At 63.0% G+C, this 11,273-nt stretch carries 12 protein-coding genes; 8 read left to right on the forward strand and 4 right to left on the reverse strand.

Annotated elements, in window-relative coordinates; translation table 11 throughout:
- Positions 1-22: 22 nt before the first annotated feature.
- Together E3O32_RS08990 and E3O32_RS08995 are read left to right on the forward strand one after the other, a co-directional pair.
- Positions 23-526 (forward strand): helix-turn-helix domain-containing protein, encoded by a 504-nt coding sequence (locus E3O32_RS08990; protein WP_166788586.1) that lies wholly within the window; start codon positions 23-25, stop codon positions 524-526.
- Complete coding sequence (locus E3O32_RS08995) at positions 523-1,065, forward strand: DUF6036 family nucleotidyltransferase (protein WP_134508718.1); 543 nt, start codon at positions 523-525, stop codon at positions 1,063-1,065. Before E3O32_RS08990 ends, E3O32_RS08995 begins: the two co-directional genes overlap by 4 nt.
- 145 nt (positions 1,066-1,210) lie before the next feature.
- Here E3O32_RS08995 and E3O32_RS09000 read toward each other — a convergent pair whose 3' ends face one another.
- Positions 1,211-2,263, reverse strand: coding sequence for an SDR family oxidoreductase (locus E3O32_RS09000; RefSeq protein ID WP_134508720.1), 1,053 nt, complete (start codon positions 2,261-2,263; stop codon positions 1,211-1,213).
- A gap of 96 nt (positions 2,264-2,359) precedes the next feature.
- Here E3O32_RS09000 and E3O32_RS09005 point away from each other — a divergent pair, with 96 nt between their 5' ends.
- Positions 2,360-2,674 (forward strand): ArsR/SmtB family transcription factor, encoded by a 315-nt coding sequence (locus tag E3O32_RS09005; RefSeq protein ID WP_134508722.1) that lies wholly within the window; start codon positions 2,360-2,362, stop codon positions 2,672-2,674.
- A 284-nt stretch (positions 2,675-2,958) separates the two neighbouring features.
- Here E3O32_RS09005 and E3O32_RS09010 read toward each other — a convergent pair whose 3' ends face one another.
- The gene (locus E3O32_RS09010; protein ID WP_134508723.1) at positions 2,959-4,716 is read right to left on the reverse strand and encodes an oleate hydratase; all 1,758 of its coding nucleotides are present in this window, start codon (positions 4,714-4,716) and stop codon (positions 2,959-2,961) included.
- 30 nt (positions 4,717-4,746) lie between these two features.
- The gene (locus tag E3O32_RS09015) at positions 4,747-5,415 is read right to left on the reverse strand and encodes a TetR/AcrR family transcriptional regulator (RefSeq protein WP_134508725.1); all 669 of its coding nucleotides are present in this window, start codon (positions 5,413-5,415) and stop codon (positions 4,747-4,749) included.
- 739 nt (positions 5,416-6,154) lie between these two features.
- On the opposite strand from E3O32_RS09015, the gene E3O32_RS09020 reads away from it, so the two are divergent.
- Both E3O32_RS09020 and E3O32_RS09025 read left to right on the forward strand, forming a co-directional pair.
- Positions 6,155-7,471, forward strand: coding sequence for a flavin monoamine oxidase family protein (locus tag E3O32_RS09020; RefSeq protein ID WP_134508727.1), 1,317 nt, complete (start codon positions 6,155-6,157; stop codon positions 7,469-7,471).
- Between the two features lie 678 nt (positions 7,472-8,149).
- Positions 8,150-8,707 (forward strand): hypothetical protein, encoded by a 558-nt coding sequence (locus E3O32_RS09025; protein WP_134508729.1) that lies wholly within the window; start codon positions 8,150-8,152, stop codon positions 8,705-8,707.
- A gap of 292 nt (positions 8,708-8,999) precedes the next feature.
- Here E3O32_RS09025 and E3O32_RS09030 read toward each other — a convergent pair whose 3' ends face one another.
- Positions 9,000-9,341: a GntR family transcriptional regulator gene (locus E3O32_RS09030; protein ID WP_241974730.1), complete on the reverse strand. Its 342-nt coding sequence runs from the start codon at positions 9,339-9,341 to the stop codon at positions 9,000-9,002.
- Between the two features lie 229 nt (positions 9,342-9,570).
- Here E3O32_RS09030 and E3O32_RS09035 point away from each other — a divergent pair, with 229 nt between their 5' ends.
- From E3O32_RS09035 to E3O32_RS09045, 3 genes are all read left to right on the forward strand, one after another.
- Complete coding sequence (locus E3O32_RS09035) at positions 9,571-9,789, forward strand: hypothetical protein (RefSeq protein WP_198417543.1); 219 nt, start codon at positions 9,571-9,573, stop codon at positions 9,787-9,789.
- 276 nt (positions 9,790-10,065) lie between these two features.
- Complete coding sequence (locus E3O32_RS09040; protein WP_134508731.1) at positions 10,066-10,377, forward strand: transposase; 312 nt, start codon at positions 10,066-10,068, stop codon at positions 10,375-10,377.
- On the forward strand, positions 10,374-11,231 hold the full coding sequence (locus E3O32_RS09045; RefSeq protein ID WP_241974731.1) for an IS3 family transposase: 858 nt from the start codon (positions 10,374-10,376) through the stop codon (positions 11,229-11,231). Before E3O32_RS09040 ends, E3O32_RS09045 begins: the two co-directional genes overlap by 4 nt.
- The last annotated feature ends 42 nt before the right edge of the window (positions 11,232-11,273 follow it).

Genomic DNA, 11,273 nt, shown 5'->3' on the forward strand with positions numbered 1-11,273 from the left:
AATGCAACACAGGAGGAATGAGATGTCGACAACGATTGCAGACACGCGCCGGTCAGTCGGGTGGACGGTTCGTGATCTCGCTGAGAATCTGGGTGTTGCTCCCAGTACGGTCACGCGGATGGAACAGTCCGAGCGGGACGACCGGATTCAGCTCGGAACGCTCAAGCGTGCCCTGGCTGTGATGGGGCGACGTCCCCGCGTGGAGGTCGTCAACACTCGTCGTGAAGAGAGGGTGACGATGGAACTGCATCGCACTCTCGCGAACAGGCTCAGGACCGATCCGCAGGCTGTGCTTGATGTGGTGCCGGACAACCTCGTTCGCCTTCGGGCTCGGCTCCGTTCCCCGATCGGGCAGAAGTGGGTTGATCGTTGGGCCGAGCTTGTGGATAGTCCCGTGGACCTACTCATCCTGGGCATGCTCGCGGACACTCCGGAGGGTCGGGAACTCCGACAGAACTCGCCGTTCGCTGGTGCCCTCACTCAAGGCGAGCGGGTCGCAGCAATCGAGCGGGCTAACCAAGAATGAAACGCAGGGAGCTCGAGGAGGCGATCCGGCACGCCACCAGGGTCACTGAGCAACGCGAGGTACTCGTCATTGGCAGCCAGGCCATCCTCGGTTCCTATGATGAGACGCAGCTGCCCGAACGGGCCACGCTCTCTGAAGAGGTCGACATTGCACCGATCACGGACGATGCGGACTACACCCTGGCTACGCTCATCGACGTCAACCTGGGGGAGTGGTCCCAGTTTCACATGGACCACGGCTTCTACGTGCAGGGTGTCAACGCTACGACCGCGGTGCTCCCGAATGGCTGGGAGACCCGCACCGTTCAGCTGGCACCAGACAGTCCCAACGGCGCACTGGCCCGATGCCTCGATCCACACGATCTGTGTGCCGCAAAGTTGGTTCGTGGTGATGAAAAGGACCTGGAGTTTGTGGACGCGCTAGTCGAAGCCGGGCTCATCGATCCCGTCTCCCTCGTTCGAATATGCAGCGAGTTCCCCGTCACCGATACCCGACGCAACATTACGATCCAGCGCGCGCAGGCCTTCCTCCGTGGATAGTTCGTCGTCGACCATGGTGCCGGGGAATTCGAGCCGGCGCCACACTCCGAAGCTGGGCAGCCGCAGCCGCATTCCGACCACCGTCCGCGTCAGTTCGGGGCATCGTCCGGGCAGGCGCTTTGGCTGCGGCGTTCCCGCCTTCCGCTTAGGGAATCAGTCGCTGGTCTCGGAGGCTCTGGAAGATTCTCAGGAACATTGCTTCGCTATCAACATAGGTGTGGAAGCCAGCACGTCTCGATTTTGAGGTGTCGGCAATGACGTCGTAATCCCACGCAAAGACGAAGTCGCCAAACTGCCAGGAGGACACATCAGAGTAGGGAGTCTTTGCCAGATCGTGCTTCGCAACCATTGCGTCCCAGAGGTCAGACTTGCCTGCCATCACGTCGCTCAGGCTCATCGGCAGCGGTGGCGCTACCTCGAGGTCGAAGAACGCTGCAATTTTCGGCCACATCGACGACCAGCGGAACATGTCCCCGTTAGTGATGTTGAAAGCTTGGTTCCTGCTACCGGGGCTCGTTGCCGCCCAGACCGTGGCTTCCGCCAGCAGCCCCGAGTCCGTCATCTCGATCAAGCTTGAGTAGGCCCCGGGCTTGCCCGGGAACCGAAACGGGACGCCGAGCTCTTTGCTGATCGAGGCGTACACCGCAAGCACCATGGCGAGGTTCATGGGGTTACCGAGCCCAATGCCGGCCACAACCGAGGGGCGCAATGCCGACCACGACCAAGCGGCGTCGGCCTGACGGCGCTCAAGGAACTGCTGCTGGTCAACGTTGAATTCCGGCGGCATGTGCGGCGGATCGTCCTCACGGGCCGGCGTCGAGAAGGGCCCCAGGTGAGCGCCATAGACCTTGTACCCCTGCATCAAACTGATGTGCTCCAGCTTCGGCGCCACGGGTTCGATCGCATCGACAACATTTGTGAGCATCGCCAAGTTCGGCGGCACCAGTTCCGCCCAACTCGCGCGATCCTGATAGGCGGCATAGAAGACATGGGTGACCTCAGTCAGGCTGGCGAGCTTCCCAGCGGTGTCGTCCTTGTCCAAAAGGTCAACGGCGATATGCCGAATCGATCCCTGACAAACCCCTCCCCGCCGAGAGAGTCCGATGATCGTCCAGCCTCCCACGCGATCGAGGTGCTCGATCAAGTTCCCGCCGATCACACCACGTGCTCCGACGACCAATGCAGTTCTCAGTGCCATGGTTCCTCTTTCATCGCAATAACGCAATTTACCGATATCAGGTCTACCACAGCATCGTGACATCGCGATATCACGATTTGACACTATGCTGGAGTCATGGAAGACCTCAGCGACGATCAACTGGTGAGCGCCTTCAAAGCGCTCGGCCACCCAACTCGCTTGGCAATCTTGGGCTGGCTCAAGGACGGCAACTCATTTCCGCCGCAGGATCGGCCAGCGGACGAGGTCGGAGTGTGCCTCAAGCACATTCAAGCGCGTGCAAACGTGTCACAGTCCACCGCTTCACAGTTCATGGCGACGCTGCAACGCGCAGATCTTGTGATCTGTACTCGTATCGGCCAGTTCTCGCACTACCGTCGTAACGAGCGGACCATTGCCAAACTCGGCGAGGCCATCGGCGGCGATATCTAGCCACATTGCCGCCCCGTTCACCGCAAGCCCCGAGCGAACCGGAACCACTATGGCGCTCTGATGTACGTCACCATGGCGGACGTCTACGGACGCAGATTTGGCCCCAATTCGCAGAGGGGACTCCGACGCCTCGGGGGAGTGGCGGTTGGGAAGGCTCGTCGGGCACTCGTACTTCCCCTGGTGCACCGAGAGCGACAGCTGACTGAGTGCATCAACCCGAAGCGCCCGCCCAACCACAAGGGGGCGGGCGCTTCACCTTGACACGCGACGGACATCACTCCGATTCAGGAGATGAGGCCGTACTCTGTGAGCATCTCGCTGATCTGGGTGTCGGCAATCCGCTTCATCACTTGCTGCTGGACCGGGCCCGGGATCTCGAGCTCCTTGCCGTCGCGAAGACGGCTGGTGGCGGCCAGTAGCTTGCGCACGTCGTAGGTGGAATTGACGACTTCTGGCACGCCGCGGTCGATGCCGAGGAGCTGGTAGGCCGCCTCCATTCCGGTGCGCACCGAATACTCGACAGTGAAGATTGTGTCGCGGGTTCCGGCTTCGGCGAACTGGCCGAGAAACGCGAAATTGACCGCGTCGGCCGGGACCACAGCGGGTCGGTCGCCTGCTTGTCGGGGCATAAAGAACGCCGTGATGTAGGGCATCATCACGGGCACGCATGTGGCGGCCTGCGCCGCGAGCTCGTCGATCTCGGCCACGGGAACGCCCATGTGGTAGAGCCACTCCTGGGTGATCTCCTCACCGGTGCACTCCTGCATGGTCTTCTTCACGTAGTCGCCAGGCTTGTCGACGAACAGCGAGTACACCCAGACGACGATCTGGTCCGGGGGCTGCTGCTTGAAGTGCGGCTGGCGGTTGACGGTCCAGCTCAGCAGCCAGGAGGAGTCCGTGGCGGTGACGATGCCGCCGGTGACCACCCTTCCGCTGAATGGATCGCGTTTGGCGATCTTCTCGATGTACGCAGGGATGCGCCGGTCCAACGTGGTGACCGTTGCCGACTCCCATTTGGTCTGCGGGATGTTCGAGCCGAAGACGTCCGGGTGCCCGAACGACGGGTCCTGTGCGGCTATGCGCCGCCACAGGTCCCAGGCCGGGGCCGGGCCCTGGTCAAGCTTTGCCGGTGTGTGCTGGTCCCCGTTGTCGGAGTTCTCGGTCAGTGAGCCGATAGTGGTGAGTACGAGGTCATCGTCGCCGAGATCGATGCCGCCGCTGACGCCCTCAGCGATCCAGTGGATGGCCGTGGCCGTCTTGCGGTCGGCCGTGATCGCGAAGTCGACGTCGGTGACCTCCGTGCCGAACCTGAACGTCACGCCCTGGTCGAGCAACCAACGGTACAAGGGCAGCACCAGTGACTCGTACTGGTTGTATTTCGTGAACTTCAGGGCCGTGAAGTCGGGCAGTCCGCCGATGAGGTGGATGAATCGGTGCAGGTACAGCTTCATCTCGAGGGCGGAGTGCCACTCCTCGAAGGCGAACATGGTTCGCCAATACATCCAGAAGGTCGTGGTGAGGAACTCCTCGCTGAAGACTTCGTTGATCCGCTTACCCTCCATCGACTCACGGGTGGCCAAGAAGACCTCGGTGAGTTCCTTTTGGGAGCTTTCGGAGAGATCGAAGCGGCCGCCGGGACCGGCGTCCTGGCCCCGCTCGATCGTGGCCCGCTGGAGGGAGTAGTTCGGGTCGTCTTTGTTCAACCGGTAGAACTCATCGAGCACGGACAGGCCCTCGGTCTCGATCGAGGGGATCGAACGATACAGATCCCACAGGCACTCGAAGTGTTCTTCCATCTCCCGCCCGCCGCGGATGACGAAGCCCTTCTTCGGCTCTCGGATTCCGTCCAGGGCCCCGCCGGGGAGCGGGAGCCGCTCGAGGATGGTGATCTTTGACCCGTCCATCTGGCCGTCGCGAATCATGAAGGCCGCTGAGGCCATTGACGCCACGCCGGCTCCGATGAACCATGCGGTCTTGCGTTCGACGCCGTCGGGTTTGCGCGGGTGGACGAACGCTTCGTAATTGCTGCTGGAGTAGTACACGGTCCGGCTTCTCTCTCTGTGATTTCTGGATTACTGCTGTACGGTCGCGAGGAAGCCGCGCACGATCTGCGCGACCTGTCCCCGAAGTTCGTCGCTGGGATCTGCTGTGGGCTGCGCGCCCGTGGACGGCGCGGCGAGTATGAGGGAGAGCGCCGCGAAGATGGTGCGGGCGGCCCACCGCGCCTCTTGCGCAAGGACGTCGTCATCGATTCCGCAGGCAGTAGTGCTCTCAACCAGCCGCGCAGCAATCGCTCGCTCGAGACGGGCGACCAGTTCCAGGCCCTCGGCCCGATACACCTCGGCTGCGGCGCCGAAAAGCAGCTCCCGCTGGTAGGCGACCATCGTGAACGGGTTTTGAAGGGAAATCATCAGGATGGGCCGGACCAGCGCGACGAGCGCCTCGACCGCGTCGAGGACGCCTGCGGATGCCCGATCACCGTCATCGATGGCCGCACGCATGTCTTGGTTGTAGACCATGAGCAGGAGCTCGTTCTTGGACGACGCGTACCGGAACACGGTGCCGGCGGCGACGTCTGCACGGTCGGCGATCTCCTGCGTACTCACGCCGTCGAAACCGTGTTCAGCGAACAGGTTTGCTGCCGCCGCGAAGATCCGGCGACGCTTGTCGTCCATGTTGCGCTCGCGCCGACCCCCTGCGGTGCGGGTCGTTCCGCGCAAGTGATCGATTTGATCTGGCATGCCGCCTCCAATGAGTGGACTCATTAATGTATACGCTCATTTTTTTGGGAGTGCAAACGGTTCAACTGGACGCGGCGGCCGCGCCGAACCTGATCGCGTCAGGACAGGGGCCCATGAGCCACCGCTGACCCGCCCGACGACGATCGCCACCAAGAATGGTGCCGACGAGAACACCAGCTTGCACAGAGCGGGCCTCGCCCGGGGTGAACTCGCCTGGTGGGTCGGCGGAAGACCATCGCCGACGCTCCGGATGACTGGCACGAACCTGCCCGCCGCGGGCCCAGACTTCCGGACTCGTACGCCAGGACACCCCTGAACCCGTCTCGTCCAACCCCTGACTCTGGGCGGTTCCCCTCTGCCACCTCGACATCGACCCCGACGGGCGCCCGCCTCGGATTCGCCGTAGCACCCCAGTTCGAGGCAAATCGGGGTGCTACCGCCATCCGGGTCTAGGGTTTCATCAGCGGTCCACGCGTTCTCGCGTATGAGGGTCTGCGAGTGTGTCCGGGATGGCTTCCAGGTGTCTGCGTATGACATTGCGTTGCCGGGCGGGCGGGTGGGGAGGGAACGACTTCGGTTCGACGCCCCTGCGCCCTTTCGTGCAAATCGGGAGATAGTCGGAGGCGATCGAGGGACCGAGCCGCAAGGTCCGCCGTGAGCTCACGAACAGACGGTGTCCTTATCGGACCGACCACGACTCGAGTTCGTGCTGGCGTTTGCGGCTGACTGAGGAGGCGGAATGAGTACGCACGATGTGGTTGTCGTTGGAGCCGGTCTTGCTGGGTTGAGTGCTGCCCGGGACCTGATGAACGCCGGGTCCGATGTTGTTGTGTTGGAGGCTCGTGCGCGGCCGGGCGGGCGGGTCGAGCAAACCAGGACTGCCGATGGTCGCCTCGTTCAACTCGGCGGAGAGGTCGTGGGCGACTCGCACACGGCGTATCGAGGTCTGGTCGATGAGCTGGGGTTGCACCTCGGTCCGAGCTTCACCGATATCCCGGGCGAGTCGACCTGGCTGATGAACGACGGCCTGTCAGTGGGCAACACGGTGCCATGGCTATCGGCCGCCGAGCAGGGCAAGCACGACCGGATCGAGCAGCAGTTCACAGAGTTAGCGGTAACCGTGGATCCAGACAATCCCTGGGAGCATCCCGACGCTGTGGCCCTGGACCGCCTGTCAGTTGGCGATTGGTTGCGCTCTGAAGGTGCCACCCCCAACATCGTCCGCGCCATGGAAGTTCGCGCGATGGCCTTGGCGGACGACTCCGTCGAACGGCGGTCACTGCTCGGCGACCTTCGCAAGGAGGCAACGGCGGGCGCCCTCGGGTTCTACAACTACGACGCGTGGGAGAGCTTGAAAGTCGTCGAGGGCTCCGCCACCGTCGCACTTCTCATGGCCGAGCAACTGGCGCACCGCATTCACTACTCCAGTCCCGTAGCCGCCATCGACATCACCACGAACAGTGTCTCCGTGACCCTTCACACCGGTGAGCGCTTCACCGGGACCGATGTCGTCTGCTCCCTGCCGGCAGGGCCGCTTCGGGACGTTCGCATAACCGGTCTCAGCGCCCAACGCCTCGCATCGCTACACCGCCAACAACACGCCCCCGCCGCGAAGTTCGTGTCCGTCTACGATTCCTCCTTCTGGGAGGAGAACAACCAGAACGGCACCGGCTACTTTGAACACACCATCCTCGGCGGGACGTGGGTACAGAACAGGGGTATTCTCTCTGCACTCGTACCAGTCGGCAAGCTGGTCCCCTACTATGCAACGCCGCCAACGCTCCGTGAGAAGGCGCTAACCGCGGAACTGGGATTAGCCTACGGGCCGAGGGCGACAACCCCGACGGCCGTCTTCATGCGCAACTGGGGTGCGGATCCGTGGACGCAGGGTTACATCACAGCCTGGCGTCCCGGAGAAGTCACCGCCGTCGGTCCCCTTCATGGCACGCACGAACCTCCCTTCTGGGTGGTGGGCTCCGACCAATGGGTGTGCGGTTACATGGAAGGTGCCGTGCGCACCGGACGCGCAGCCGCCCGAGAGCTCATCGAAAGATGAAGTTTCGGCTCCAGGCTTGAGCGTCCCGTCTCGCCCTCAGCTCGAGACGGAGCATAACGTGTGGGTCGAAGTGCCCGTTGGTCGGACCCTGTACGGACGGGACCGCACACAGGGTAAGGCCGCTAGTGATCGCGCACCGAGGGGCATCGGGGAAGAACGTGCCGAGGCGAGAATTCGGGAGTCGCTGTGGCTGGCTGGGTTCAAGAAGTCAGAAATCGAAGTCGCTCTCCGTGACTCAGTAGTTGGCGAACTGCCGACAGCTCAGAAGTGAGATGCTGAACGTCTGCGCGAGGGGGACAAATGTCGAAGAGAGCAGTTCGCGTTCGAAGTCTCGCGGTTCCGGCCGGAGTACTCGGGGTCGTTTTACTGGTCACGTCCTATGGGTTAGCGACAGTTGTTGACTTTCGTCTCGCGTACGACCGTTGCACATACGCCGCGCTGCCGTCTGGAGCGCTTCGGGCGGAGGGGAGCTTGGTCGATTCCTTCGCGTCGACCGTGCCGATCGGATATGGCTGCACCTGGACGGCGGCAGACGGAGGCACGGTCTCGTCGACAATCACCAACTGGGCACTCACCACGGGGGCCGGTCTTGGCCTGCTCCTCGTCGTTGTTGCCGGGTTCGCAACTGCTTCGAGCTCCGATAAGGTGGGCGCGTCACGTCCGACAAGAAGGAGCGCAATGCCGCCCACGCTCACCTCGAGGAATCTGCTGTGGACAGGGATAGTCCTCACCGTCGTTGGCCTGGCCGCCAGGCTGTACCTTATGTCGCTGGTGTTCGTGCTCTGGGGGAACGACGCCCTGAACAATCCGGCGCTGCATTGGACGCAGATACTTCTGGCTCAGGTTGCGTTCCAGCTCGGGCTCGCGCTCATCGCATTCTTCGTCGTCGTCCGGGCAGTCGAACGCAATCGCGTGGCCGGCAGCACTCCAGCGAACGGCTCGGTGCACGACGGCACCGCTCCGGACGCCGCATCCGCTCAGCGAGCATTGGTAAGAATGTTCTGGACCGGTGTCGGCCTGGTCGTGCTCGGGCTGATCCTGCAGGAGTCGCTGGCCGCATGGCAGTACGACCTGTCGGGTACGGCGGATGTCGGAGGCAGTCTTGCCCGCGACATCCTTTGGCTGGTGGGGGCGCCCCTCGAAGCGGTGGCCGTGCCGTTGGGGATCCTCCTGGCCGCCGGATCACTCGTCCCTCGCTCGCTCGTACTCGGGAACGCCGAGCACTCCCTTCGCTGACCGCTGGTGGGGCGGAGCACTTTCTTCACACCATGACCGGACTGGCGCCCGCCCGTCATCATGGTGCTGTCGGTGGCAAGGACTGACGGGAAAAGCCACCTCAGCTAGGTGCCGGCGCGTCCGATTGAGGACCCCCTGATCCGGTGTCCCGCCGATCGGACGTCCATGGACGCAGATTCGGCGCCAATCCGCCGAGGCTCCGAAGTTACGGGGGAGAGGCGTTTGGGAACGGTGTACTGGCCGATACGCCGGCGACTTCAACTAATCGGCGGGGCGACCGATGATCTGGTGTTCAGCTGCCTGTCCAGGAGGCGCGCACGGCACTGATGGTTTCCTCCAGGCCCAGTCCGTGGCCAACGGCGAGCTCAGATAGAGTTCGGGCTGCCTGCAAGACCGGTGCTGGCGGGGCGGGCACTGAGCTATTGACGCGGGTGCCGCCGCCAGCTCGAGACGCCACGAGACCTTCGCGTTCGAGTAGCTTGTAGGCCTTGGCGACCGTCCCCGTCGCCACTCCGAGATCTCGTGCCAGTTGCCGCACGGGCGGCAGTTTCTCCCCGGCAGCCAGGGCGCCGGATTGGATGATGGTGCGGAGCCTCTGATGAATCTGGCCCGATGGCAGTCCGAGTCCGTCCAACGTGATGACGGCCGGTCACACCTGCGGTTCTGTGACCGAGACGTTGCTTTGTTCGGCGGGAGCGCCAGACCCGTGGCGTTCGGCAGGGTGAGGGAGTCTCGTGGAGAGCGGAAGCAAGAGCAGCGCGACTCCGAGGCCTTGGAGGAGCAACCCGGCGACATTGGGGACCGCCGTTCGCAAGCGGAATCTACCGGGCGACGGATGAGACGGTCAGGGTACGTTGGGAGACGTGACTAGCCGTAGCGGACGCATCGCCCTGATCACCGTGGGCGTGATCGCTCTGATCCTTGGTGGAGTCTGGGCCGGGCAGGGTCTGAATCTGATCCCGGGGAGTTTCATGACGGGCAACCGGATGTGGCTTTCCATCGGGCTCATCCTCGCCATCGTCGGCATCATCCTGATTGTGCTCGGCCTACGACGGCCAGGACACGACCGCACGAGCAGGTGAGACATGGCATTTGGGTAGGTTGCTGGCCAGAGGCGCCAACAGGGTCTACGCCAGTGCGCGGAACCCATTGTCAATGGCCAATCCGAACTGGGCGGCATGTCCGCTAACAAACCATCGCAGGTCGACATAGACAACGCTCGACTTCGCCGCACGGTGCCAAGTCACCTGCCGTCGGCTCAGGGATAACGACGAACGTAATCCAGCGAGTCGATTGAACGACTGCGGTGACCCGGTGTTTCCGGACAGTCCATCTGAGATATTGATTGGATAGACGTCATGGCACATCGGAAGTACGGGCGGTTTACGCCTGAGTTGAGGGCGGATGCGATCCGTCGGGTGAAAGAGCCCGGCGGGTCGGTCAACCGGGTCGCGGTCGAGCTCGGCATCGATCGAACCACGTTGTGGGGTTGGGTGAACGCGGCCCGGCTCGAGGAGATCGACCCCGCGGGCGAGATGACTGGGGCCGCGCAACGGCGGATTCGGGACCTGGAACGTGAAGTCGCGATGCTCAAGCGGGACGTGGAGTTCGAAAAAAAAGCCCGCGCCTTCACTCGGGAACTCGATCAAGAAGACAACGGTTCGAATTGATCTCCCGACTGAAGGCACATTTTCCGGTGTCGTATCTCTGCAAGAAGCTCGGGGTCTCCCGGTCGTCGTTTTATGAGTGGGTCAACCGAGACACCACGCCGACCGAATCTCGCCACGAGATCCTGACCGGGCAGGTGATCACGGCGTTTGCCCAGTCCAACGGGGTGGCCGGCTACCGCAAGGTCACGGCCGCTCTGGCCCGCGAGGGCTTCCCGGTCGACCGGAAGACCGTGGCTGGCATCATGAACGCGTTAGGCCTGATCTCGCCAGCCGCGCAGCGGGCCTTCCGCGTCGCGAACCGGCGCTCCAGGCGCACTCTGGACCCGGTGGACCTGCTCCTGCGCGACTTCAGCTCCCTCACGCCGGGCGCCATCATGGTCGGCGATATCACTTACGTCCGCACGCACGAGGGCTGGCTCTATGTCGCAACCGTCATCGACCTCGCGTCGAGGTCCGTGCTCGGCCACGCGTCGGGGGCGACAATGCCGACCCGCTTAATCGTTCGGGCGATGCAGATGGCCATCGAGACTGGCCATGTGAAACCCGGCGCGATCTTCCACTCCGATCACGGAGTTCAATACCGGTCGAAGCAGTTCCGCCGGTACTGCGGCCGAAACGGCATCCGTCAATCGATGGGCGCGAAGATGGAGTGCTGGGACAACGCGGCCGCGGAGACGTTCTTCTCCAAGCTCAAAGGCGAACGGCTCAACTGGCTCACCTTCACCACCCGCAAGGCCGCCGCCGCAGAGGTCACGAGCTACATCACGCACTTCAACACCGCCCGACTCCACCACACTCTCGACTACGCCACACCCGCCGAGAAACTGGCCGAACTCACCCTCACAGCCGCATAAAGTGAAACTCCAATAGCTGTCCTGAACAAACGGGTCACCGCA

The organism is Cryobacterium mannosilyticum, assembly GCF_004402705.1.
In the GTDB taxonomy this organism is placed as follows: domain Bacteria; phylum Actinomycetota; class Actinomycetes; order Actinomycetales; family Microbacteriaceae; genus Cryobacterium; species Cryobacterium mannosilyticum.